Genomic DNA, 23,778 nt, shown 5'->3' with positions numbered 1-23,778 from the left:
TCTCCGGCTGTTTTTGCGTGATCTGATGCAGTGCCCGCACCACATTGATGGTGGTCTGCTCTTTATCCAGAAAACAAATCATGAATCGCGCGCTGCGAATACCTGCATCCTGGAGCACCGTGCTTTGCGTGCCATCGCCAAAATAAACAAGATGGCCGTCGCGCCGAAGCGCCCGCGCATTGCAGTGATCAGCATGCAGTTCGATGGCCACCCCCGTTGTATCGTGAGCGCGCTTCAAGTCGCTCAGCAATGCCTGGCCTTTTTGATTAATGCCAATCACCAGTATCTGGTTGCGCCTGAACAGCAGCCGAAATTGGGTGTAGTACTCAACAAAGAGCTTCTGTGCGATCCGGTACATCCCTGCCAACAGCGCCAACGTCACCACGATTTTTACCAATGTCAGTTGCCATGGCAGGTTTTCCGGCGGCAATGACAACGCTACCGGATCCGATCCCATCAACGTTCGCAAGGTACGATACAGTCTTTCGGGCAAATAGAGCCATTCATTTATCTGTGGGTAGTGCTGCCCAAGGCCGCTCCAGGTCAGCACGATGACAGCGAGCCCAACCAGCATGACCAGAATGCTTTTTGTACGGCGCGATATTTTCATTTACGGATGCTCCTGCACGTTTTCCTGCGCCTGTCCAAGCAGTGCGAGGGTTTTCTGCCTGACACTTTCATCCTTTACTCTGAACAGTTGTAGTTGAGTCATGCGTATCAGACTATTGGCTATAAACGCGGTGTCCTTATTCTGACTGAAATACACGGCAAGCGCAGCCCGCGCCAGCGGATGAAAGCGCCAATAGTTGTAGATCAGACGCAGTTGCTCCACATTGCGTATGGGAAGTTGTTTTTCGATATAAGCCGTCAGCGGTACCGTAGAATCCGGCACTAAAGGGCGATTGTACGGATCCTGAAAGAACCATGACTCAGGGCGTTGCGCCACCCTGGGCGCGTCGATCACTGCCGCGGCGTCGTTGTCATACTTTTTTCCAAAGTAGATTTCACTCTGATCGGCCAGCTCCTGCACTGGACCAAGCAACGCATCCGGCACTGCCCAGGCATTCAGTATTGCCTGATTGCTCCGTGTATCCAGCGTCAGGATGTCTTTGCCATTCGGCAACAACACCACGTCGTCTATCCGACCGATGGCAAATGGCATCACAACGGGCATCCCGGTTTTGGTGTCATACATGGCAATGCCTTTATCATTGCGCATGTCCAGCGGATCGGAGGCGAAAAGCACCTGGCCATCCCTGGAAAATTTCAAATAGCCGCCGGCAGCGTCATTTCTAATTTTCTGCCCGACAGCCTGTTTGCGCTCCAGGTTCCACAAGCGGATATATTTATTGTCTTCGGCCATGGCAAGCATATTGCCGTCCGGGCTCAATTCCGCCTTCGGTGTATCGCCTGCAGTAGGCAGTGTCAGCCTGCTGACAAAATCTTTCATATCATACAGTTGGGCCTTGCCGTTGAAAAAAGCCAGCAGGTATTTATTGTCTGGCGTGAAATATGCACCCTTGAGCTCAGTCTGTTCCCGATGCAGCACCTGGCCAGTGGCAACCTGCTGCACCCGCCACTTGTTCGGCGACTCCAGAACCAGGATGGTCGACAAGTCGGCCGACAGTTTATATTTCTCGTTTTTACGCAGGCCAAAAGTCTGCGAAAGTTTACCCGTCTCTGTTTCCCAGATTGCCATTTTGTGGTCGTCGATTCTGGAGGACACCGTGCGACCATCATGGCTGAACGATATCACGCCTCTGACCGATAAGGGCTTGCCCAGGGGTTTACCTGTTGTCGCACGATAAAACCGCAATGTACTCATACCCGGTTCGGGAACGGAAATGGTGTAGAGATAGTCCTGTTCGCTGGCAACGCCGAATCGGTCAATTTGCTCCGGGCTGCGGATGAAATCTGTGAGTTTGCCGTTGCCAGCCAGCGCTGCGTACTGCAATTTATGGCTATTTTTTTTCAGAAGCGCAATGCCTTTACCATCTGGCATGGCGCGAAATGAGTGCAAATCCGATCCCAAACTCAATTGCAAGCGCAATAATGGCGGCGCCAGATCAGTTACCAGAAAAAACATCCCTTCCTGGTTTTCCACCCGTTGTGTGAGATCGGGAGACGCATTGGTCACGTCATCACGCAGCATGGCTGAAAGGCTGACACCGGCGTTACCGGAGGTCACCGGCGTATTGCTGTCCATATCGTACACAGTATAGTCACTCTGCCAGACCACGACAAAAGACCTGCCATCTTCGTTGAAGTAAATATCGTCGGCAATCAGCTGGACTGGAACTTTGGCGATCCGGCTATCGCTGCGCCGCAAGTCAATGTGATACAAGCCGTTAGTCGCACGAACAAACAAATGGCGTGCCTCTGGACTGAACCTTAACCAGATAATCCCGCCCGGCACCACATAGTCCCTTGCCTGCTGCAGTTTTCCGTCAGCATCCATGGGATACACACGCACACGGTTGTCATTGTCCTCGGTTTCGTGAAATGCAATGGCGTTGCCCCGCGCAGCGAACAGGTAGCGTTGGGTATTACCGCCCTCGCGTTGTCGCACCGGCACCTGGTCAATGATTGTTTTCCCGTCTTGCACATTGAAGAGGAGTGACTTGATGTACTGCATTTTACCGCCGGCCACATGCCAGCCCTGTATGACAAGCCATCTGCCATCCGCACCCGGCGCAAAAGAGACGATACGCAAATCGTCGGGTGCTTCATAGACCGTCACTTGCGGCTTGCCATCCTGCCACTTTGCTATCTTGTTGTCGGCCGTCGTAAAATACAGCGCGTTCTGGCCGTCAAACGCCAACTTCGAAAATGCATTGGCATTGGCATCGGTCAATATGGCATGCACCTTATGCGTGTACGCATCCCATATCTGCAGGCCCCGCTGTGCGTTGGATGTCGCATTGAGCGCCGCAATCCAATGACCATCGGGGCTGAACACGGGCGTTGAACCCAGCCTGGGCATCGGCGTCATGCCGTTCTGGCGCATCAGCATCGATTGCAGGTATAACGCGGTCCGTTCATTGCCGTAGCGAGCGGCCGCCGCCATATAGGCCGCGCCTTCTCCCACCTCCCTCTGATCGATCTTGTTCAAGCCAGACAAAAATAGCGAGCGCGACAGCATGGTTTGCGCGGCATTGCGCTCTGTCCACGCGTACACGCCCAGGCCCATCGCCATGACAGCCAGCATCCCGATCACGACTGCAATCCGCTTGACGATCCTCGTACGCTGCCTGGCTTTGGCCAGCTGATAAGCCTGATCACGCTGCGTCAGGTCGCCCAGCGGCACATCAAGCACACCTGCAATAATCTTGAGTTTGGCCAGATCAAGCCGATCCTTGTAGGCCTGAACGCGACGCTCCACTTCCTTTCGGGAAAGTGTACGATCGCCCTGCAAAGATTGTCGATACGCCTCCGGTGTCGTAAAGCCCTGTTCCTGCGTACCGGGCAGACGGACATCTGCAGCGATGGGTTCCTGGCTCACGCTGTGATCGATATTGCCCGACTCGTCCACGCGATAACGCAGCACCTCGGGAAAACACTGTTGCGCGGAAGACTCGGCGCCGGATTCCGGTTCGCCGGCAAGAATCAGCGCAATAATCCGATCGCCCTTACCGGTCTGTTTGAAGCGGCGTAGTTCCTCGCTTACATAGACAGATCGGGCCGATTGCGGCGAGCTCAGGTAGACAAGATAGGATGAAGCGTCAAGTGCTGCGGTCAGCGCAGAGGACAAACTGGCGCTGGCCGACAGTTCCTTTTCATCCTGAAAGACGGGGTAGATTTGTGCCACAATGGGCTTGCCGGCACGATTGGGTCTGCCCACCAGATCGGCAGGCACCTCGTAGGTTTCCAGTTCATGATGCAGCCAGTCTGCCCATTTGCGCCCCTCCTGTCTGTTATCAGCGTGGCTGTAACTGATAAACGCCGCATAGGTCAGCCGGTTGTCTACCGTTTCTTCGGTCATATTATCTATTTATGCTGACAGGCTCCCAAGCCATGGTTTTACTGTAGATCGGCGCCATAGACAATAGCCGGCCACCCGGTTTACGGCAAAATGATGTATCGGATTGTGAGTTCTTTATGGCGCTTGTGTTATCGCAGCATGTTCACGACGGCTGCCACGGATCATAACTGGTGAAATTCCAGATATTTCCTTCCATGTCTTTGGCATCATAGGAACGCCCCGGGTAGCCCGAGTTATCGTAAGGCGGCTGGATAATAATGGCACCGCACTTGGCCGCATGATCAGCGTGGGCATCGGGGTCATCAACATGCATGCAAATGCACATGGTGATACCGCGGGCCTCGTCGGGTGTCAGCCATTGGTACAGGTCCTTAGCTGGCGACTCCCGGTCACTGCCCAACATGATCATATTGTTGCCAATAACCAGTTGGGCATGATGAATGATATTCGGGTCTTTTTCGTCCGCGTAGATCGCGTGCTGGGTAAATCCGAATGCCTCGCACAGAAAACGAATCGCTGCGGGCGCATCCTTGTACCGCAGACAGGGAATAATTGCACTTTTTTCCAACATGATGAATCTCCTGATCCAGTCAGAACGACAAGAGCAATCGGCATTTACATTTGTGATTGAACACGCAAAACCAGCAAGCGCGTACGTTGTTTGGCCCGTATTGCCCGTTACCTCAATCGTGTATATGCAGCATGGCGCCTGCGTATATGTGTACATATGTACATGTGTACAGGCACGCCATGATCGTAGCCGCCGTATCAGTTTACTGTTGCATGCCCGTCGCTGGCAACAATAACAGCCAACTTACCAGCACAGTATGACCAGCGCATTACCTGGCCAAATCCGGCAGCGTCAACGCCATACGACCGTTGGTGCTTTATAGTTTACTGGGTTTCACGCCGGATGCCTCTGCGGCCTCGTCCCAGAATTTAATTTCTTTTTCAATAAATGCCTGACTGTCCTGCGGCGAAGCGATGAATACTTCATTGCCTATGGCCGCCAGTTTGCTTTTCAATTGTGGATCCTGCAGGATTTTTTGCATGGCTTCGTTCAACACCCGCACTATATCGTCCGGCGCACCGGCAGGCGCAAGCAGCGCGATCCGGGCCGTTGTATCAAAACCAGGCACGCCCAGTTCTGCCAGCGGCTTTAGGCCGGCAAATGCCTGGGATTCGCTTTTATTGGCCACGCCGAATACGTTAAGACGGCCACCCTGAACGCGGGGCTTGATCGCAGGCGCAGCGTCAAACATGACCGCTGTATCGCCCAATCTGGGCGATACACAGATGAAATATTGCAGGAGACGGCCAGGGCGATCAGCTCTCGACGCGATTCGCATCAATAACCGTCAGCGCAGCCATATTGACGATGCGCCGGACAGTAAAGCTTGAGGTCAGGATATGCACAGGTGCATTCACACCCAGCAGGAACGGCCCGACCGCCACGTTGCCTCCGGCCACGGTTTTCAACAGGTTATAGGCAATATTGCCTGAGTCGACATTGGGGCAGACCAGCAGGTTGGCTGATCCCTTCAATGTCGATGAAGGCAGAATGCGCTCGCGCAGCACTTCATTCAAAGCGCAGTCGCCATGCATTTCACCGTCAACTTCCAGTTCCGGATCCTGTGCCCGCACCAGCTCCAGCGCACGCCGCATCTTGTCTCCAGAGGCCGAACTGCCTGAGCCGAAATTGGAGCGTGACAGCAATGCCACCTTGGGCACAACGTCCATCTGCGCGAGTACCCGCGCCGCAGCCAGGGTGTACTCGGCAATCTGTTCGGCGGTAGGATCATCATTGATGTGGGTATCGACCAGCGCCACCATGCGCTGATCGAGCAGCAGAATATTCATGGCCGCATACGACGTTGCGCCGGGTTTCTTACCGATCATCTGATCAACGAATCGCAAATGCTCGTGATAGGCTCCCACCGTGCCGCAGATCATGCCATCGGCATCGCCGACATGAACCATCATGGCGCCGATCAGAGTCAGACGACGACGCATTTCCACGCGCGCCATTTCCTTTGTGATACCGCGGCGGCACATAACTTCCCAATAATTGGTCCAATACTGATGAAAGCGTGAGTCAAATTCCGGATTGGTCACTTCCACGTCCTCACCCAGTTTCAGACGCAGCCCATATTTTTCAATACGAGCCAGCAACACAGAAGGACGACCTACCAGGATCGGGCGCGCCAGCTTTTCATCAACCACGACCTGTACCGCACGCAATACGCGCTCGTCTTCCCCTTCAGTAAAGACAATGCGCGCCTTGCCTCCGTCGCGGACAATCTGCTTGGCCGACGCAAACAGCGGCTTCATGAAAGCGCCTGAGTGATACACAAACTGCTGCAGTCTTTCGGCATAGGCCTCCAGATCATGCAGCGGACGTGTTGCCACGCCGCTTTCCATGGCCGCCTTGGCCACAGCAGGTGCCACCCGGACAATCAGGCGAGGATCGAAAGGCTTGGGGATCAGATACTCTGGTCCAAACGACAGATCATAGCCACCATAGGCGGTTGCGACCACATCGCTGATTTCTTCTTTGGCCAGCCCGGCAATCGCATAGACCGCGGCTTTTTCCATTTCACGTGTGATTGTCGTGGCGCCCACATCCAGTGCCCCGCGGAAAATATAAGGGAAGCACAGTACGTTATTGACCTGATTGGGAAAATCGGAGCGGCCGGTGGCCATGACCACGTCGTCACGCACAGCCAATGCGACTTCCGGCATGATTTCCGGGTTCGGATTGGCCAGGGCCAGGATCAGCGGGCGTGCCGCCATGGCTTTGACCATCTCGGGCTTGAGTACGCCACCGGCGGACAAGCCCAGAAATACATCGGCGCCATCGATCACATCGGCCAGCGTGCGGTGCTCGGTTTTCTGCGCAAAGCGCTGCATTTCAGGGCCCATGGGCGTATTGCGTCCCTCATAGACTACCCCGTCGATGTCCGTCACGAATACATTTTCCAGCGGCAGGCCCAGATCCACCATCAGATCCAGGCATGCCAGCGCTGCCGCGCCTGCTCCAGACGACACCACCCTTACACTTGCAATGTCCTTGCCGACCACCGTCAGGCCGTTGATAAAGGCAGCCGCAACGGTAATCGCGGTGCCATGCTGATCGTCATGAAACACGGGAATACTCATGCGCTCACGCAGTTTGCGCTCCACCTCGAAACATTCCGGTGCCTTGATATCTTCCAGGTTGATCCCGCCAAAGGTGGCCTCAAGCCCAGCAATAATCTCTACCAGCTTGTCCGGATCGGTTTCATTGATCTCAATATCGAAAACATCCAGTCCGGCAAACTTCTTGAACAGAACGGCCTTGCCTTCCATTACCGGCTTGGAGGCCAGTGCGCCGATATTTCCCAGGCCAAGCACGGCGGTGCCGTTACTGATGACGCCGACCAGGTTGCCACGTGCGGTATAGCGGAATGCATTGAGCGGGTCAGTCACGATTTCTTCACAGGCAGCCGCTACACCGGGCGTATACGCCAGCCCTAGATCCCGCTGGGTTACCAGCGGTTTAGAAGCGGTAATGGAAATTTTGCCTGGCACGGGAAATTCGTGATAATCCAGCGCGGATTGACGATCGATGGTACTCATGGCGGTAGCCTCCTGAAGAATTGAATTTGCAGCCAGTTTAGACTTTCTTTATAAGTAAATTATTTTCAATTATGATACTGATATATCAATTACCTTATATCTGCTTAAAAATTGAACACACCGACTGCGGATACGCTTGAACACAGACTCGCGGGTCGCCTGAAAATGCGCCACCTCACCTTGCTGCTTCACATCGGCGAACTGGGGGCGCTAACCCGCGTTGCCCAGCAAATGGGCACCAGCCAGCCTGCCGTCACCCACGCATTGGCTGAACTGGAAGATATGTTCGGCGTGCCCCTGTTTGAGCGTACCGGACGCGGCATGACGCCGACAGCCGCCGGCAAGGTACTGCTTACGCGTGCCCGCAGCATGTTGCACGACGTCAGCGCACTCTCCCGTGAAATGACGGCGGTCAATGCCGGCCGCATTGCCCACCTGCATGTGGGCGCCATTCCCTTCATTCCCGGGCAAATGCTGTCTGCGGCGCTTGAGCGCACCCTGCCCGAGCGCCAACGGATGACCGTTACCATACATGATGGCACCAGCCGCAGCCTGATGACAATGCTAAGGGAGCACGCGCTGGATTTTGTGATAGGACGGGCTTCGGCATCCCTGGATATGACCGGACTGCAGCAGGAAGTACTTTATTACCAGTCACCGCGCCTTATTACCAACCGCGAACTGGCGGCCCGACTTGGCCAGCGCCGGGCCGACTGGCGACATCTGGCAGAGCTGGACTGGATTCTTGAACCAGCCCCTGCGCCCTTGCGCGAGCAGGTGGCCGATATGTTTCTGAGCGCCGGCGTGGTGCCCCCGCAGCCACTCATAGAAAGCCTGTCGGCAAAACTGACCGGTGAAATCATCGCTGCGCGTGATCATGTGGTCTCGATCGTGCCCAATGATATTGCCGAAGAACTGGTGCGCATTGCCGGCGTGGCCGTGGTTCCCTGGTCGCTGCAGTGGACGCTGTCACCCATCGCCCTGTTCAGCCTGAAGGACAGGCACAAACGTGATGTGGATACGAGATTTATCCAGTCACTCAAGGACTATTGCGTAAAACACCGCTCCGCCTATTCCCAGGAGCGGTATCAATACTAAACACTGCTGAACACAACGCGGCCCGGCCATCGCCGCGGCCTGTTCAAATTGCAGATGTGGTTACTTTGGCTGGCTGCCGCGCCTGGCAGCCGGCTGCAATGCCAGCAATTCGGATTCCAGCGCATCCACCCGACGCAGCAAATTGAGCACCAGCGCTACACCATCGGCATTCAGGTCAAAGTCGTCGCGCAGCCGTCGCGCCTTGCGCGCCACCACAATACATTCGGAATAAAACATGCCCGAGTCCGTTTGACCGCTCACGGGCGAAAGTACGCCGGTCTCTACCAGCTCCATTACATCGGCTTCACTCAAGCCTGAAACGGCCGCCACATGCTGCAGCGAACACACTTCGTCCTGGTTCAGCCAGATGGTTTCAGTAATCTGCACACTCATGATTGGCCTCCTGCAAAACGCTGCCTGCGCGGTTCAAACCCCGAGGACGCGGCAGCCAGTTCGGTGTATAGCGCCTTCTCACGTTCGCTCACCGATGTGGGGACTTCAATTGTGATGACCGCATACATATCGCCTTGTACGTTGCCACTGCCCGGAAGACCTCTTTTGGAAAGGCGCATTTTACGGCCAGCCACCGTACCGGGCGGAATGGTCAGCGACACCGGACCGCCCAGCGTGGGAATTTCCACGCTCGCCCCCAGCACCGCCTCCCATGGGGCCAACGGCACTTCAAGCGCCAGATCATTGCCGTTTACCTGAAAATACTTATGTGGCTGCAACTTCATGATCACGAACAGGTCTCCGGGCTGGCCGCCATTCATGCCCTGCCCGCCCTTGCCGGCCAGGCGCAAGCGCTGGCCATCGGCCGCGCCCTTGGGAATGCGGATGCGAAAGGTTTTCGGCACGCGATGCAACAGGCCCTGGCTGTCATAATCGGGGACTGCAACGGAAATCTCGGTTTCGGCGCCGTTATAAATTTGCTCCAGTGTAACCGGCATGGTGAATTCAAAAGTTTCTCCATGGCGCGCACGATTGGCATAATTGGCCGCCCCTTCGCGCTGCGCCTCGGCAAACGCCTTTAGCAGATCGGACAGGTCCACATCTGAAAAGTCTTCGGAAGATTCATGAAAATGCTGTTGCCATTGATGCGGTGGCACAAAATCGTCGCCCTGCCGATGCTGACCAAGATTGTCATAGGCTGCGCGTTTCTCCGGGTCCTTCAGCGTGGTGTAGGCCTCGGCCACTTCCTTGAATTTAGTCTCGGCGTCGGGCTCCTTGGATATATCGGGATGATATTTGTGAGCCAGGCTGCGATAGGCCTTCTTGATCTGTGCCTCGGTCGCATTGCGCTCTATACCAAGGGTCTTGTAATAATCAACGTATTTCATTTGCACCTGCCGGTTTCAATGTCATTACGGGTTTGATGCGTTGATTTTAACAAGTATTTGCTGATCGGCCACTCATCGCAATGGCAACGCTCAAGAGAATGAGTCTACAGAAAAGATTGTTCCCGAAACGATGCCTTCAGGTAATCCACCAGTAGCCGGATAATGCCTGGCACATGCGGGCTATACGGACGCAGCGCATAGATATGGTCACCAAAGACACTGACCGACTGCCATTGCGGCAGCAGTTCAACAAGCGTGCCCCGATCCAGCTCTCTTGCTACCGAAAAATCGGGCACCAGCGCGATACCCTGGTGCGCCAGCACCATTTCCCTAAGTGTCTCACTGTTGTTGGCTGCAAATGAGCCGTTGACCTGCACGCTCACCCGCCGCGACGATGATCTGCGGCTCTCGAAATGCCAGGCCGGCTGCCCCCCGGAGCGCAAATAGGTAAGACAGTTGTGATCGGCCAGATCCTGCGGCCGCACCGGCCGGGGGTGCGTTTTCAGATATTCCCGGCTGGCAAGCAGCAGCGTTCTGGTGGTGCAAAGCTTCCAGGCGACATAGGTTTCCGGCACAGTGGAAGAATGGCGAACGGCAAGGTCAAAACCTTCCTGCGCCAGTGGGCTGATATGATCGGACAGTTCAATGTCGATGCGGATTTGCGGGTACTGGCGCATGAAGGCGGGAAGGCGAGGAATAATCTGCTGGCGGGCCAGCGCCACCGGTGCAGTCAGGCGAATAATGCCCTGGGGTGTATCGGCCAGTTCGCGGATGCGGGCGCATCCGGTTTCGATGCTGCTGAATGCCGGTCTGGTTTCGGCAACCAGTTCGCGCCCGGCTTCGGTCAGCCTCACGCTGCGCGTCGTGCGCTGAACCAGCGCAATACCCAGGGCACTTTCCAGTTCCTGTATACGCTGGCTCATGGCCGCCTTGCTGACCCCCAGCCGTTGGGCAGCAGCAGTATAGCTGCCGGCGACCTCCAGCATGCCAAGCCAGTAGATATGAGACCACAAGGGTTCGTTTTTCAAATTTTTCATACCCTCATTGTCCATTATTTTGAACAATTAATCCACAACTGGCCTATTGATCGCGTCGCTTTGCCGTGTCTATACTGGTGCCATCATCATCAAGGAGCCGAGTATGAATTCCCCAGCCACAGCCGCTTTTACAGACAGCACCGATGTCGTCAACTATATCAATGGCAGCACCGTTACGCCCCAATCCACAGAAAAACAGGCCGTGTTCAATCCTGCCACCGGTCAGACAGCACGCCACGTTGTGCTCTCGGGCGCAAACGAGGTAAACCTTGCGGTCAGCGCGGCCAAGGCTGCAGCAACACAGTGGGCCAATATCCCCCCCATTCGCCGGGCGCGCATTATGAATCGGTTTCTCGGTTTAATGCATGAACACGCCGATACGCTGGCAGCCATTATTACGGCCGAACACGGCAAAGTTTTCAGCGATGCCCAGGGCGAAGTTGCCCGCGGTATCGATGTAATCGAATTTGCTTGCGGCATTCCTCAACTGCTCAAAGGCGACTTCACGGATCAGGTGTCCACGGGTATCGACAACTGGACCATGCGCCAGCCCCTGGGTGTCGTTGCCGGCATTACGCCATTTAACTTTCCCTGCATGGTGCCGTGCTGGATGTTCCCGGTAGCAATTGCAGCAGGCAACACCTTTGTGCTTAAACCCAGCGAGCGTGACCCCAGTGCGTCCCTGTTCATGGCGCGCCTGTTCAAGGAAGCCGGCCTGCCCGACGGGGTCTTCAACGTGATCCAGGGCGGCAAACCTGCCGTGGATGCCATTCTGGAGCATCCCGACGTCTCTGCTGTCAGTTTTGTCGGCTCCACGCCGATTGCACACTACATCAGCGAGCGCGCCGCTCACTTTGGCAAGCGGGTCCAGGCGCTGGGCGGCGCCAAAAACCATATGGTCGTCATGCCCGATGCCGACATCGACCGCACCGTCGACGCTCTGATCGGCGCCGCGTACGGCTCTGCTGGTGAGCGCTGCATGGCGATTTCGGTGGCTGTGCTGGTTGGCGACATTGCCGATACGATTGTCGAGCGGGTTGCCGAAAGGGCCAAACAACTTGTTATTGCAGATGGCATGAATCCGAAAGCCGAAATGGGGCCCATCGTTACCCGTCAGTCGCTGGAAAAAATCGAATCGTACATTGAAATCGGCGTACAGGAAGGCGCTACTCTGGTGGTTGATGGACGCGGCCATAAGGTCGCCGGCAATGAGGAAGGCTTTTTCACCGGCGGCACACTGTTTGACAATGTTACGGCTGACATGCGAATCTACAGGGAAGAGATCTTTGGCCCCGTGCTTGCATGCATCCGTGTCAAAGACCTGGGCGAAGCGATCAATCTGATCAATGACCACGAATTCGGCAATGGCGTATCGTGCTTTACCAGCGACGGGCATACGGCCAGAGAATTTTCACGTCGTATTCTGGTTGGCATGGTCGGCATCAACGTGCCTATTCCGGTGCCGATGGCATGGCACGGTTTCGGCGGCTGGAAAAAAAGCCTGTTCGGCGATATGCATGCCTACGGTGAGGAAGGCGTACGCTTTTATACACGCCAAAAATCCATCATGCAGCGCTGGCCGCAAAGCATTGATAAAGGCGCGGAATTTGCAATGCCAACGGCAAAATAATTTCACTTTGTCATTTCACTTTGTATAGGGGGCCGGTAAACTGGCGTTTATGCACACGCCCGTCCAACCCGGTATCCCTCGTTTTCTGCAGGATGGTGTTTTCTATCAGGAACACCATCCTGATCCCGCATTCGGCGACCAGATATATTGCCTCTGGCAATTGCGTACGACCTATGCATTACCCAACGATTGCCACTACCTGGTGGTACCGGACGCATGTATCGACCTTGTCTTTGATCTGTCCGAGCAGGCAGACCAAGCCGTTCTGGTCATGTCACCCGGCATACGGGCACTTGATCTGAATCTGGGGCGGCAGTTTCATTATTGCGGCATTCGGCTTTATCCCGGTGTCTGGCGCGGATCGCAGCATATCATCGCGCAATCGCAGACCTTTCCTTCGCTGGGCGGCCTCGACATGCCTGCCTTCATCCGTCAGTTAAGCGCATGTTCAGAGGCGGACCAGCAACAGCTGCTGCAACATTTCGTGCGCCAACTCACCATGCAAGGCATCGCCAACGATTCGGCCTGGATGCCACAATTGCTGGCGCAAGCGGACCGCTTGACGAGTGTGGACGATCTGGTAAGGGTATCCGGCTACAGCCGCAGACATTTACAGCGACTCTTTTCTGAAAAAACCGGGTTCTCGGCTCACGATTTTCTGAAGATCCTGCGCTTTCACCAGGCGCTGACCACCCAGCGCCTTGATGCCTATACCGATCAGTCGCATTACATTCGCGAGTTCAAGCGCATCACGGGTATTACACCCGTGGCATTCCAAAAAAAATACCGCTAACAAAACAACATTCCGGACAAAACAGGGCTGGCGCGCCTGGCCAATCATGGCCGAAATATACAATACAGGCGACGCCAAACAGCCTATGATCAGGCCTGCGATCCAGGAGCCCATGATGAAAAAAGTCTATTCAATTGTGATTACCGAAAAACTGCAGGCTTGTGCCGATTTCTACACGCGCCATTTTGCTTTCAGCGTCGTCTTCCAGGAAGATTGGTATGTTCATCTTGTGCATGAAACGAGCGGAGCCGAACTGGCTTTCATGGCCCCGAACAGCGCCAACCAGCCACCGCAATTGCACGCAGCCTACCAGGGAGCTGGTATTGTCTTGAGCATTGAAGTTGACAATGCCGAACAGGAATATCGCCGGCTGACACAAAGCCAGGACTGCGACATATTTCTGCCCATAAAGGACGAACCCTGGGGTCAGCGGCATTTCATGTTGTCGGACCCGGCCGGTGTCTGCGTAGACGTTGTCGAACAGCGCGATAGCGGCGGGCAAGCTGCCTAATCGGCGTTGCGAACGAAGTCATGCGCCGGAACCGGCTGACTCAGGCAGTACGACAATCGTGCCCTGGGCTGTGGCGCACAGTTTTTCCTCGCCGTCCTTCACAACAAGCAAATCGCAGCGCGTGACGGCCTGGGTGCGCCCCTTATAGACTACGTGCCCTTTGGCCACGAGTACCTCTCCGACGACAGGTCGCAAAAAATTGATCTTGAATTCAGATGTAATCACTGGAATGCCGTAGGCAATGCCAGCAGCAAAGGTAAGCGCGGTATCGGCGGCATAGCCGAGCACGCCGCCATGGACCGTGCCCAGGTGCTGCATGAGATTGCCGTCAATGCAAATACGAAACTCACACGTGCCATCTGCTGACGCTTGCGTGGCCTCGGTTTTCAATAGGGCGCTAAACGGCTGCCGGGCCAGAATGCCCCGTACCCTTTTCAACACATCTTCGTTACTGACCGCGTGGTTCATGATCTCATTTCCCAATGTTAAGTAGCGCTTCAGGCACTGGCATCACGTGCCTATGGCTGCAACACCTGCCTTAGCGCTGCGCTTTACCGCCGAGCCTGGTGCTCCATCTGACGTACATAATAATAAAACCGCAGCCAGAGCAACAGCGCAGTGGCACTCAGCCCGATGAAAAACCCCAGCCAGATACCATTGACGCCCATATGAAAGACATAGGTAAAGACCAGTACGACAGGCACACCGATCAACCAATATCCCACCATGGTCAGCACAAATGTATCACGAGCCTTGAGAATGCCGCGCATGGCGCCCACCGCCAGATTTTGCTGGCAATCGGCAAATTGCAGCAGCGCAGCCAAAGCCAGAAGGGGAACGGCAATTTGCAGAACACTGCCGACATTTTCCGTATTCTCTTGTAGAAACAGCCCAATCAGGGTTTGGGGTATGGTCACATAAATAATGGCTACAACGCCCATCGCCACAAAGCCCATCCGAATAATCGCCTTGGCCAGCAATCGCAAGCGTGATGTATCGCGCTTTGGCAAGGCATGACTCATATGAATGGACACTGCGTGGGACAAGCCGATGGAAACCATAAATGCAATATTCACATACTGGAATGCAAGGGTATGGGCAGCCAGACTGGCTGCGCCGAGCGTGCCTGCGACCAGGGTCAGCACCGAGACAAACCCTGCTTCGCTGGCATACGCCGCACCGGTGGGCAAACCCAGCCTGAAGGCGTCACGAATAAACAGCCTGGATGTGGTCGAGCGCAACGAGACGGTGCCGGGCGTAGGCAGCCGCAGCACCGGCGCCAGCAGCCTGTCGCGACGGACCAGTGCGTAAAACCCCACAGCCATCAACGTTTGGGTAAACAGGGTTGCCAGGCCCACACCTGGCAACCCGAGCCCCGTCCAGGCACCGACACCAAACACAAACAGCAGATTCAGGCCAATATTGACCAGAACAGCAAGCAACGTAATTAGCAACAAAGGGCCTGGGCGTTTAAGCGCCACCGCCGCATTGCGCAATACCTGCAGCCACAACAGCGGAATAAGGCTGGGCGCCAGAAAGATCAGCAGCGAGTAACCCATTGACAACAATTGCGGGTCCTGTCCCAGATAGCGCAAGAATGGAAAGGCGAGCAGCATGAACGCGACCATCAACGCGCCGCAGACAGTTGCCAGTAGCAGGCACAGGCGCACCTGGGAAGCCAGCCGGGCTCTGACACTTAGGCCACCCCTGGCCCAGGCCTGCGCAAACAGATTGGCCGCTGGTGTGACCAACCCTACGCTGGAGGTTCTGAGCAGTCCGAAAAGCGTAATGGCGATGCCCCCGGCCGCGATCTCTGTCGGACCAAGCATACCCATCATAATCAAGTCGGTGGTGGTCAGGGCGATCGAAGCCAGTTGCATCAGGACCAGCGGCCAGGCAAGAAAAGCAATCTCTTTGACAGTCGTACCAGCTTTCACAACTCACCAAATGCTAACAGCGCAAAAAATTCGAACCAGTACATGATATCTCAAATTATTTTTTTTTTAAGTCGTCAACGCAGCAAGACAGCAAGCTGTAGCCCGGCCCTGAATCCTAGCCGTCGACATACTCGAACTGAGCGCGCAGCATTTCATAAATATGAAGTGTCAGCGGGCTGATGGTGTCTTTACGCGTGAGCAAGCGATAAGTCACGAATGGCAATGGAGGCAAGCCTTCGGCCTCGCCAAGCACACGCATATCCGGACCCAGAAACTCAACGCTTCTGACTGTCACCCCCAGCCCGGCACGCACCGCTGCCTTGATGCCCACCAGCGACGGTGCCAGATAATTGATATGCCACTTTATCTGTGTGCCTTCCAGTGCGCTGAGCGCCAGACGACGAAAGATACTGGGTTCATCGGCCAGGATCAGCGGCAACGGTGCCCGGCGGTTGTACGGAAAATCTGCGGCACATACCCATGCCGTCGGCGAAGTGCGCAACACAAATCCATTCAGAGCCGGATCATCGCGGGTTGAAATCGTCAGATCGATATCACCAGCCTCCAGTGAAACCATGAGCGACGGACTTCGATCGACCTGAATCTCCAGTTTTACCCTGGGCGCTTGCCGGGCAATATAGGTCAGCATGAGAGGCAAAATAGTGTCAGCGACATCCAGCGTAGCGCCCAGGCGAATTTGCCCTTCCATTTGCTGCTGGCCAACGGTACGCAGCACCTCGTCATTGATCGCCAACAAACGCCTGCCGTATTCGGCCAATTGCTTGCCCTGCATGGTCATCACCAGCCGCCTTCCTTTTTTCTGGAACAAGGGATAACCCATTTGCTGTTCCAGCTTTTGCATCTGCTGACTGATGGCCGACTGGGTTTTGAACAGTACCTGCGCTGCACCCGAGAATGTATTAGTTTTTTCGACAGTTACCAGTGTTCTTAGCAAGCCAAGATCCAGATTATTCATAGGGAATACCCTTAAAAACAAGCCCTTGAAAGAATACCGCTCATAGAGATCATATTAGCACTGCTTATATGATTTCAAAAAATTCTAATTAGTAAATACAGGCTGAACTATCTATACTTTGACAAAATCACAGGAGAAATAAATGAATGCAAAGCAAGATAAGCAGGTTGCCGTCCGGCAATTTATCAACATCGCCAAAGACTTCGGCCAGGATCAACTGGACCGGGAAAAACTCGCCAAAATACGCGACGCCCTGATTGAAATTGCGGCACGTAAAGAGTGGTGGGGACAGGATACCTACCCGGCCCCCACCGGCGACGATCTGCAAGCGCGCTATCTCATTCATTCGGAGCCCGATAACAGCTATGCGCTTTATCTGAACGTCATGAAGCCTGGGAAAAAAATTGTTCCACATAATCACACCACCTGGGCCTGTATTGCTGCGGTAGAGGGCGTGGAAAGCAACTATCTATATGAACGCACCGACGATGGCAGCGTGCCGGGCCATGCAACCGTTGTGCAAACGGGCATGCAGGCCGTGGAGCCCGGTCATGGAATCGCCCTGATGCCCGATGATATTCATGCCGTGCGTATAGAAGACGACAATATCCGCCACCTGCATATGTATGGGCGAGCGCTGGAGACCCTGACCGAGCGCATGGCATTCGACACCACAAATAACACCTGCAAGATCATGGACGTGGGCGTCAAAACCCAGCGGAGCCCAGGCTGATGTCAGCTGTCTCCAGAGCAACCCAACTGGCCTCGCTGGGGCGTCCAGAATCTGGATGGGCCAATACGCCTATTGTCAAAGGCAGCACCTATCTTTTCGACAGCCTGGGCCAATGGCGCGCCGCTCGTGCTCAGCGCGACACCGATAGGGTACTGTCATACGGCGCCCGCGGCAACGAAACGGTTTATGCGCTGGAAGATGCAATCACCGCAATTGAGGGCGGGTATCGCAGCAAGCTTTTTCCAACAGGCCTGGCTGCTATTGCCACTACCCTGTTTGCATGCCTGAAATCGGGAGATCATTTGTTGATTTCAGACGGCGTTTATGAGCCAATGCGACTGCTGTGCGAGACGCAACTGGCCAAGTTTGGCGTCACATGCAGTGACTTTTCGCCGACTGATCCTTACTGGGACCGTCAGTTGCGGCCCGCGACAAAAATGGTCTATGTTGAATCGCCGGGTTCGCTGCTTTATGACATGCTCGATTTACCGGCGTTGTCACAGGTGTGTAAACAACGCGATATCCTGCTTTGTGCAGACAACACATGGGGTTCCGGCATTAACTACCAGCCGCTCAATTTAGGTTGTGATATTTCAGTCGTGGCAGCAACAAAGTACCTGGGCGGTCATTCAGATGTGATGATGGGTTCTGTCACAGCCAGCAAGGCCTGCTTTGCCCAAATAGAGCAGGCCAGCATCAATCTTGGACAGACCGTATCAGCCGAAGATGCCTTCCTGGTGCTGCGTGGGCTTCGCACGCTGGAGCTACGATTGCAACGTCATGCCAGCAGCGCCCTGCGCCTTGCCCAATGGCTGAGCACGCATCAAGCTGTACGCAGTGTGTTTCACCCCGCACTGCAAGGGGACGCAAATCATGAACTGTGGCAGCGAGATGCCACAGGCTCCAATGGGTTATTGACCATTGAATTTGATCCCGAACTAGCATCAGAAAAGATCGAACAGGCAATAGACGAGCTGCAACTTTTTGGCATCGGCTCATCCTGGGGAGGCTATGAAAGCCTGGTCCTTCCTGTCGACCCGGCTCGCACCAGGCTGCGCAACAGCAAACACCATGGCTACCTCCTGCGCCTGCACATCGGTCTGGAGGATCCCGCAGACCTCATGCGCGATCTTGACGTCATGTTCGATCGCATCACATAAGCTGGCGCGTGGTCCGTCGCACCTCCAATACTCATAAACCCTCTTCGAGCAAGGCACGAGAACTGACAATGAAATATATCAACGCCCACGCGCTGAAAAAACAAATCCATGACGCCGATGAAATCGCGGTCCTGGACATACGTGAGCATGGCCAATATGGCGAGAACCATCTTTTTTTTGCGGTATCTGTTCCCTATAGCACACTGGAACTGGAAATCGAAAGGTTGGTTCCCAGAAAAAATACCCGAATTGTGATGTATGGCAATAAGCATGACGACGAGGTTGTAAAACGCGCGCATCTTGCCGCAAGCGCGCTGGGCTATGCCGACATCAGCATCCTGCAAGACGGCGTACAGGGATGGCAAGCCGAAGGATACGCGACATTCTCCGGCGTAAACCTGCCAAGCAAGACATTTGGCGAACTGGCAGAACACGTTTATGACACGCCAAGAATATCTGCACTGCAATTGCAGGCGTTGCTCACGGACGATCGCAATAAAATCGTTGTGCTCGATGGCCGTCCCGTGCCCGAATACAAAAAAATGAATATCCCGGGATCGGTATGCTGTCCAAACGGAGAACTGGCCCTGCGTGCAGGTGCACTTGCACCGGACCCCGAAACCACAATTGTCATCAATTGCGCCGGCCGCACACGCAGCATCGTGGGCGCGCAGACCCTGATCAATTTAGGCATTCCCAACAAAGTATACGCACTGGAGAACGGCACGCAAGGCTGGTACCTGGCCGACCTTCCGCTGGAGCATCAGTCGGACAGAATATACCCTCGATCCATACAGGACAAAGACCTTCCGATATTGCAAAAGCGCTCAGCAGCGATTGCCACTCGCTACAACGTCCAAACGGTCGATGCTGCGCAGGTTGAACAATGGCTGATCCAAACGGATCGCACAACGTTCCTGTGCGACGTGAGAACCCCCGAAGAGTTTGCCCAAGGCAATCTTCCTGCCTGCGTCCAGCACACCCCGGGCGGCCAACTTGTCCAGGCGACCGACGAATATGTGGGCGTAAGAAAATCACGGCTGGTGCTATTGGATTTTGACGGCGTACGCGCACCGGTTATTGCAAGCTGGCTCAGGCAACTGGGCTGGGAAGTCTATCTCCTGAAGAATCCGGAGAATCTGCAGATTGCTGGTTCAGCTGCGATGCACCGTCCGGCCCTGTGCAACACAACCGTTCTAGCCGGCGATCAGATCACATCATTTATCAAGACCCATCCGCAGACAAAGATCATCGATACACGCCCCAGCATGCAGTTTCGAAAACTAAGGCTGCAGGATGCAACATGGGCACTTCGCCCGACAATGGCGGCGGTTGCTCCCAAGGATAAAGAGACAGCGATCCTGCTGATTGGCGAGCACCCTGAAAAGCTGCAAATCCTCGCGGACGATCTTGAGCGCGCAGGACACACCGAAATTTACTCTGCCTGCATGGACACTGAGCAAATCAGACACAGTGACCTTGCCGTGAGCACGGACGAGACCGTCCTGTCGGATGAACAATGTATTGATTTTTTATTCTTTGTTCACGACCGTCATCAGGGCAACAAGGAAGCAGCAAGAAAATATCTCGAATGGGAAACCAATCTCATATCGCAGATCGACGACCTGGAACGCCAGACGTTCTCATTTGACTAAAACACTACCGGAGCGAACGATGAAGAGACAACACCGCAGCACCCTGAACAACCCCACTTCCGGCAGCCAGCGCGCGTGGCTGCTGATTGCCTTGCTGGCCGCAACGTGGAGCACCGGCGCCTTTGCCAATCGCCTTGCCGATATCAAAAACCGCGGTACCTTGATTTGCGGAACGCAAAATGCCAGTTCACCCTACGGCTATCAGGATCCCAAGCAACGCAAGTATGTCGGGTACGACGTCGATATGTGCCAGGCGCTTGCCAAAGAGCTGGGCGTCAAACTGCAGCATAAGCCGTTGTCCACCGAGGCCCGTATCCCTGAAGTAAAAATGGGACGCGTAGACATTGTGGCCGGATCGGTAGCCTGGCTGCCCAAACGTGCCGAAGAAGTCGATTTCAGCTTGCAGTATCTACAGGGAAATATCAAGGTACTGGTCAAAAAAGAATCCGGCATCAAAACGCTGGCTGATCTGGCAGGAAAAAAAGTCTGCGCTTCATCGGGATCGAGCTCGGCAGCCATTGCGCACAAAGCCTTACCTGCGGCAGACATTCTCACTTATCAGAATATCTCTCAATGTTATCTGGGCTTGCAGAATGACAAAGTGCAGGCAATGAGCGCCGGAGAACTGGTATTGCTCCGGTTTGCAAATGACTCACAAAAACAGACACCCCTGCCGTTCTGCTAGATGAACCTACGGCCACAGAGCATATCGGCATTATCATGAATAAGGGAGAGCCCGAACTTAAAGCCGCAGTGGATAACGCCCTGACAGCCATGGAAAAATCTGGCGAGCTGGACACCATATTCAATAAATGGCTCGGCAATGACTCCATCTACAAGCTGACTCGCTCGTTTAAAGTGGTGCCCGTTGCCCAACTGGATACCAGCACCAAGCAATAGCATTAATCCAGTGATAGTCGCACGACCGGTGCGTGGCGGTGTCCACGCAGGCAATTCACCCACCAGGAGGACCCTGGGACGACCATTCCCAGGCTTACCATGAATTTTTCGCTTTCCTTGCTCTCCGATCCTGAAACCGTGCACTTATTGTTAACGGGCCTGTCAGTAACGTTGCGTCTTTTCGTCGGGGCGCTGGTCTGCGGCTTTTGTGTCGCCTTGCTGCTGACCGCAGCCAACCTGATCCCGTCGCGCATCGTGCGGGCCATCATCAGTCTGTACGTGGAATATCACAGGAATGTGCCTACTGTCGTGCAAATCATGGTTTGGTATTTCGGCATGCCCGAGGTTTTGCCCAAAGCACTGAAAATATGGATCAACCAGGGAAATTCCGAGTTTTCCTTTGCGCTGATTGCCTTGTCCCTGAATGTAAGCGCCTATTATTACGAAGACATCCGTTCCGGAATCAAAGCCATCGCAGGTACGCAACTTGAAGCAGCCAGGGCGGTTGGTTTGAGTTCGGTACAGGCGCTGCAGTGCGTCGTGCTTCCACAGGCGGTTCGTATCGCCGTACCACCCATCATAAACCGCTCCCTGATTTTGTTTAAGGACACAAGCCTGGCCATGGTCATAGGCGTGACTGAACTGACGTATCAAGTCAAGCGCATTGAGAACATTACCTTCCAGACTTTCCAGATCTTCCTGATCTCGACAGTCCTCTACCTGGCCATTTCCTTGCTGATTGCCCTGCTCGGCGCGCAGGTCGCCCGTCTCTACCCGGCAAATTTCAGAAGATAGGAGCACGTTTATATGTATGATTTTATCGATACCTACGGCATGATGTTTCTGGTGGGCTCCTGGCCGGGTGGCCCTATTGGTGGCTTTGCCGGAACGCTCATTCTGGCGGCGCTAAGTCTGGCTGCCGCATTTCCGATCGCGTTGCTGATCGGCACCGGCAGGACCTGCGAAATAAAGATCATTCGTGCCCTCTCCACGATATGGGTCTACGTGTTTCGTTCCATTCCACTTATCATGATCATTTTCTGGGCCTATTTTTTGCTACCCACCATCATGGAGACGGAAATTCCTCCGTTCTGGACTGCCGTATCGGCCATTGTCATTTATGAATCGGCGTTCCTGGCCGAAATCATCCGGGGCGGACTACAGGCGCTTCCTGCTGGCCAGGTAGAGGCGGCGCGAGCCATGGGGCTTGGTTATTTTCAGACCCTGTTTACCATCCAGATGCCGCAGGCCCTGACCAATATGATTCCATCTCTTTTGAATCAATTTGTCTCAACGATCAAGGCCACTTCTATCGTTTACATCATCGGCGTCAATGAAGCCGCTTTTTCGGCGCAACAAATAAACAGTATTGAATTGACCGGGACGCTGCGTACCTATCTTGTGCTGGCGCTGTTTTATTTTCTCATATGCGCTCTGCTTTCCAGACTGGCAAAAGTGCTGGAAGCCCATCTGAATGCCAAGCGCCTGGGTGCGGCCACCTGACCCATACTTACGGAGACAATCATGATCAAGTTTGAAAACGTCAACAAGTGGTACAAAAATTACCATGCCTTACGCGATATCAATGGGCAAATCAACGCCGGTGAAGTAGTGGTGGTTTGCGGACCATCCGGGTCCGGCAAATCGACCATGATCCGCACGATCAACAAGCTTGAAGACATTGCAAGCGGCTCGATCAGCATCGCGGGCCAATGCATCAACGACAAAAGCGTCAATATTAATCAGTTGCGCGCCAAGATCGGTTTTGTCTTTCAACATTTCAATCTTTTCCCGCATCTGTCGGTAAAGGACAACGTGGCCTTATCCCCGATCAAAGTCGCGGGCCAGTCAAGACAACAGGCCTACGAGATCGCCGAAGCATTGCTGGACAAAGTGGGTCTTTATGCCAAAAAAGATGAAATGCCGGCCAATCTTTCGGGCGGGCAACAACAGCGGGTGGCCATCGCCCGGGCACTTGCACAACAGCCACCGGTCATTTTGTTTGACGAACCGACCAGCGCACTCGATCCCGAAATGGTAGGCGAAGTATTGAACGTGATGAAAAAACTGGCTGCCGACGGCATGACAATGGTCTGCGTAACCCATGAGATGAATTTTGCCCGGGAGGTGGCCGATCGCGTCTGGTTTATGGACCAGGGGCAGCTTCTGGAGGACGCTACCTCAAGCGCCTTCTTCACCCAGGCCACCCACGAGCGCGCCCGCAAGTTCCTGGCGGATATTTTGCATTGAGCGATTTTTGAATCGTAATGTAGCCGCCGATAAAGTCCATTTTATTTCTTGCTGGAACGCAGATCGTCACCCCTGGCGATTCAAGGATTGATACGCCGTCAGCGCCGCTTCGCGAAAAGCCTGCACCAGCCTGATGCGCGCCGATCTGCGCGACCAGA

The 23,778-nt window shown here is 54.6% G+C and carries 23 protein-coding genes; 12 read left to right on the top strand and 11 right to left on the bottom strand.

Annotated features, from left to right (window positions below; all coding sequences use genetic code 11):
* From ACTIKR_RS12930 to ACTIKR_RS12910, 5 genes are all read right to left on the bottom strand, one after another.
* On the bottom strand, positions 1–610 hold a 610-nt coding region (locus ACTIKR_RS12930), incomplete at its 3' end, for an NAD-binding protein (RefSeq protein ID WP_442328034.1).
* Entirely contained in the window at positions 611–3,982 is a 3,372-nt protein-coding gene (locus ACTIKR_RS12925) for a toll/interleukin-1 receptor domain-containing protein (protein WP_442328033.1), read from the bottom strand.
* Positions 3,983–4,124: 142 nt separating this feature from the next.
* Entirely contained in the window at positions 4,125–4,553 is a 429-nt protein-coding gene (locus ACTIKR_RS12920) for a VOC family protein (RefSeq protein ID WP_193090473.1), read from the bottom strand.
* A 316-nt stretch (positions 4,554–4,869) separates the two neighbouring features.
* Complete coding sequence (locus ACTIKR_RS12915) at positions 4,870–5,244, bottom strand: Bug family tripartite tricarboxylate transporter substrate binding protein (protein ID WP_442328032.1); 375 nt, start codon at positions 5,242–5,244, stop codon at positions 4,870–4,872.
* A gap of 64 nt (positions 5,245–5,308) precedes the next feature.
* The gene (locus ACTIKR_RS12910) at positions 5,309–7,600 is read right to left on the bottom strand and encodes an NADP-dependent malic enzyme (RefSeq protein ID WP_442328031.1); all 2,292 of its coding nucleotides are present in this window, start codon (positions 7,598–7,600) and stop codon (positions 5,309–5,311) included.
* 165 nt (positions 7,601–7,765) lie between these two features.
* Here ACTIKR_RS12910 and ACTIKR_RS12905 point away from each other — a divergent pair, with 165 nt between their 5' ends.
* Positions 7,766–8,698 carry a LysR family transcriptional regulator gene (locus ACTIKR_RS12905; RefSeq protein ID WP_193090477.1) on the top strand — a complete coding sequence of 311 codons (933 nt, stop codon included), beginning with the start codon at positions 7,766–7,768 and terminating at the stop codon, positions 8,696–8,698.
* 60 nt (positions 8,699–8,758) lie between these two features.
* Here the strand turns inward: ACTIKR_RS12905 and ACTIKR_RS12900 are convergent, their stop codons facing one another.
* The 3 genes from ACTIKR_RS12900 to ACTIKR_RS12890 form a co-directional block, all read right to left on the bottom strand.
* Positions 8,759–9,091 carry a chaperone modulator CbpM gene (locus ACTIKR_RS12900; protein WP_193090470.1) on the bottom strand — a complete coding sequence of 111 codons (333 nt, stop codon included), beginning with the start codon at positions 9,089–9,091 and terminating at the stop codon, positions 8,759–8,761.
* Entirely contained in the window at positions 9,088–10,038 is a 951-nt protein-coding gene (locus ACTIKR_RS12895; RefSeq protein ID WP_442328030.1) for a DnaJ C-terminal domain-containing protein, read from the bottom strand. The genes ACTIKR_RS12900 and ACTIKR_RS12895 overlap by 4 nt, the downstream gene beginning before the upstream one ends.
* Before the next feature lie 104 nt (positions 10,039–10,142).
* The gene (locus tag ACTIKR_RS12890; RefSeq protein ID WP_193090468.1) at positions 10,143–11,075 is read right to left on the bottom strand and encodes a LysR family transcriptional regulator; all 933 of its coding nucleotides are present in this window, start codon (positions 11,073–11,075) and stop codon (positions 10,143–10,145) included.
* 103 nt (positions 11,076–11,178) lie between these two features.
* Between ACTIKR_RS12890 and ACTIKR_RS12885 the strand changes: the two genes are divergently transcribed.
* The 3 genes from ACTIKR_RS12885 to ACTIKR_RS12875 all read left to right on the top strand — a co-directional run bounded on the left by ACTIKR_RS12885 (position 11,179) and on the right by ACTIKR_RS12875 (position 14,009).
* Positions 11,179–12,705, top strand: a complete 1,527-nt coding sequence (locus ACTIKR_RS12885) for a CoA-acylating methylmalonate-semialdehyde dehydrogenase (protein WP_193090467.1) — start codon at positions 11,179–11,181, stop codon at positions 12,703–12,705.
* A 49-nt stretch (positions 12,706–12,754) separates the two neighbouring features.
* Entirely contained in the window at positions 12,755–13,498 is a 744-nt protein-coding gene (locus ACTIKR_RS12880; RefSeq protein WP_442328029.1) for a helix-turn-helix domain-containing protein, read from the top strand.
* A gap of 115 nt (positions 13,499–13,613) precedes the next feature.
* A complete protein-coding gene (locus ACTIKR_RS12875; protein WP_193090465.1) occupies positions 13,614–14,009 on the top strand; it encodes a VOC family protein in 396 nt (131 codons plus the stop codon).
* A gap of 18 nt (positions 14,010–14,027) precedes the next feature.
* Here the strand turns inward: ACTIKR_RS12875 and ACTIKR_RS12870 are convergent, their stop codons facing one another.
* The 3 genes from ACTIKR_RS12870 to ACTIKR_RS12860 all read right to left on the bottom strand — a co-directional run bounded on the left by ACTIKR_RS12870 (position 14,028) and on the right by ACTIKR_RS12860 (position 16,922).
* Positions 14,028–14,477, bottom strand: coding sequence for a PaaI family thioesterase (locus ACTIKR_RS12870; RefSeq protein ID WP_442328028.1), 450 nt, complete (start codon positions 14,475–14,477; stop codon positions 14,028–14,030).
* An 83-nt stretch (positions 14,478–14,560) separates the two neighbouring features.
* Complete coding sequence (locus ACTIKR_RS12865; protein ID WP_442328027.1) at positions 14,561–15,946, bottom strand: MATE family efflux transporter; 1,386 nt, start codon at positions 15,944–15,946, stop codon at positions 14,561–14,563.
* Between the two features lie 115 nt (positions 15,947–16,061).
* Positions 16,062–16,922, bottom strand: coding sequence for a LysR substrate-binding domain-containing protein (locus tag ACTIKR_RS12860; protein ID WP_193090462.1), 861 nt, complete (start codon positions 16,920–16,922; stop codon positions 16,062–16,064).
* Between the two features lie 142 nt (positions 16,923–17,064).
* Here ACTIKR_RS12860 and ACTIKR_RS12855 point away from each other — a divergent pair, with 142 nt between their 5' ends.
* The 8 genes from ACTIKR_RS12855 (at position 17,065) to ACTIKR_RS12820 (ending at position 23,620) form a co-directional block, all read left to right on the top strand.
* Positions 17,065–17,655, top strand: coding sequence for a cysteine dioxygenase family protein (locus tag ACTIKR_RS12855; RefSeq protein ID WP_193090461.1), 591 nt, complete (start codon positions 17,065–17,067; stop codon positions 17,653–17,655).
* On the top strand, positions 17,655–18,815 hold the full coding sequence (gene metC, locus ACTIKR_RS12850; RefSeq protein ID WP_442328026.1) for a cystathionine beta-lyase: 1,161 nt from the start codon (positions 17,655–17,657) through the stop codon (positions 18,813–18,815). Before ACTIKR_RS12855 ends, metC begins: the two co-directional genes overlap by 1 nt.
* Positions 18,816–18,883: 68 nt before the next feature.
* Entirely contained in the window at positions 18,884–20,470 is a 1,587-nt protein-coding gene (locus tag ACTIKR_RS12845; protein WP_442328025.1) for a rhodanese-like domain-containing protein, read from the top strand.
* Between the two features lie 19 nt (positions 20,471–20,489).
* Positions 20,490–21,155 carry a transporter substrate-binding domain-containing protein gene (locus ACTIKR_RS12840; RefSeq protein ID WP_442328024.1) on the top strand — a complete coding sequence of 222 codons (666 nt, stop codon included), beginning with the start codon at positions 20,490–20,492 and terminating at the stop codon, positions 21,153–21,155.
* Positions 21,156–21,190: 35 nt separating this feature from the next.
* Positions 21,191–21,370 (top strand): transporter substrate-binding domain-containing protein, encoded by a 180-nt coding sequence (locus ACTIKR_RS12835; protein WP_442328023.1) that lies wholly within the window; start codon positions 21,191–21,193, stop codon positions 21,368–21,370.
* Between the two features lie 99 nt (positions 21,371–21,469).
* Positions 21,470–22,165 carry an amino acid ABC transporter permease gene (locus tag ACTIKR_RS12830; protein ID WP_442328022.1) on the top strand — a complete coding sequence of 232 codons (696 nt, stop codon included), beginning with the start codon at positions 21,470–21,472 and terminating at the stop codon, positions 22,163–22,165.
* A gap of 12 nt (positions 22,166–22,177) precedes the next feature.
* Positions 22,178–22,873, top strand: a complete 696-nt coding sequence (locus tag ACTIKR_RS12825) for an amino acid ABC transporter permease (protein ID WP_442328021.1) — start codon at positions 22,178–22,180, stop codon at positions 22,871–22,873.
* A 21-nt stretch (positions 22,874–22,894) separates the two neighbouring features.
* Positions 22,895–23,620: an amino acid ABC transporter ATP-binding protein gene (locus ACTIKR_RS12820; protein ID WP_442328020.1), complete on the top strand. Its 726-nt coding sequence runs from the start codon at positions 22,895–22,897 to the stop codon at positions 23,618–23,620.
* Positions 23,621–23,778: the final 158 nt, after the last annotated feature.

This window comes from Advenella sp., assembly GCF_052108595.1.
In the GTDB taxonomy this organism is placed as follows: Bacteria; Pseudomonadota; Gammaproteobacteria; order Burkholderiales; family Burkholderiaceae_B; genus Advenella.
This window is presented reverse-complemented; position numbering and strand designations above follow the sequence as displayed.

Bases quoted from the DNA above. Each gene is read 5' to 3' on its own strand.
- ACTIKR_RS12925 (WP_442328033.1), bottom strand. From the start codon at position 3,982: ATGACCGAAGAAACGGTAGACAACCGGCTGACCTATGCGGCGTTTATC.
- ACTIKR_RS12920 (WP_193090473.1), bottom strand. From the start codon at position 4,553: ATGTTGGAAAAAAGTGCAATTATTCCCTGTCTGCGGTACAAGGATGCG.
- ACTIKR_RS12915 (WP_442328032.1), bottom strand. From the start codon at position 5,244: ATGTTTGACGCTGCGCCTGCGATCAAGCCCCGCGTTCAGGGTGGCCGT.
- ACTIKR_RS12910 (WP_442328031.1), bottom strand. From the start codon at position 7,600: ATGAGTACCATCGATCGTCAATCCGCGCTGGATTATCACGAATTTCCC.
- ACTIKR_RS12905 (WP_193090477.1), top strand. From the start codon at position 7,766: ATGCGCCACCTCACCTTGCTGCTTCACATCGGCGAACTGGGGGCGCTA.
- ACTIKR_RS12900 (WP_193090470.1), bottom strand. From the start codon at position 9,091: ATGAGTGTGCAGATTACTGAAACCATCTGGCTGAACCAGGACGAAGTG.
- ACTIKR_RS12895 (WP_442328030.1), bottom strand. From the start codon at position 10,038: ATGAAATACGTTGATTATTACAAGACCCTTGGTATAGAGCGCAATGCG.
- ACTIKR_RS12890 (WP_193090468.1), bottom strand. From the start codon at position 11,075: ATGAAAAATTTGAAAAACGAACCCTTGTGGTCTCATATCTACTGGCTT.
- ACTIKR_RS12885 (WP_193090467.1), top strand. From the start codon at position 11,179: ATGAATTCCCCAGCCACAGCCGCTTTTACAGACAGCACCGATGTCGTC.
- ACTIKR_RS12880 (WP_442328029.1), top strand. From the start codon at position 12,755: ATGCACACGCCCGTCCAACCCGGTATCCCTCGTTTTCTGCAGGATGGT.
- ACTIKR_RS12875 (WP_193090465.1), top strand. From the start codon at position 13,614: ATGAAAAAAGTCTATTCAATTGTGATTACCGAAAAACTGCAGGCTTGT.
- ACTIKR_RS12870 (WP_442328028.1), bottom strand. From the start codon at position 14,477: ATGAACCACGCGGTCAGTAACGAAGATGTGTTGAAAAGGGTACGGGGC.
- ACTIKR_RS12860 (WP_193090462.1), bottom strand. From the start codon at position 16,922: ATGAATAATCTGGATCTTGGCTTGCTAAGAACACTGGTAACTGTCGAA.
- ACTIKR_RS12855 (WP_193090461.1), top strand. From the start codon at position 17,065: ATGAATGCAAAGCAAGATAAGCAGGTTGCCGTCCGGCAATTTATCAAC.
- metC (WP_442328026.1), top strand. From the start codon at position 17,655: ATGTCAGCTGTCTCCAGAGCAACCCAACTGGCCTCGCTGGGGCGTCCA.
- ACTIKR_RS12845 (WP_442328025.1), top strand. From the start codon at position 18,884: ATGAAATATATCAACGCCCACGCGCTGAAAAAACAAATCCATGACGCC.
- ACTIKR_RS12840 (WP_442328024.1), top strand. From the start codon at position 20,490: ATGAAGAGACAACACCGCAGCACCCTGAACAACCCCACTTCCGGCAGC.
- ACTIKR_RS12835 (WP_442328023.1), top strand. From the start codon at position 21,191: ATGAATAAGGGAGAGCCCGAACTTAAAGCCGCAGTGGATAACGCCCTG.
- ACTIKR_RS12830 (WP_442328022.1), top strand. From the start codon at position 21,470: ATGAATTTTTCGCTTTCCTTGCTCTCCGATCCTGAAACCGTGCACTTA.
- ACTIKR_RS12825 (WP_442328021.1), top strand. From the start codon at position 22,178: ATGTATGATTTTATCGATACCTACGGCATGATGTTTCTGGTGGGCTCC.
- ACTIKR_RS12820 (WP_442328020.1), top strand. From the start codon at position 22,895: ATGATCAAGTTTGAAAACGTCAACAAGTGGTACAAAAATTACCATGCC.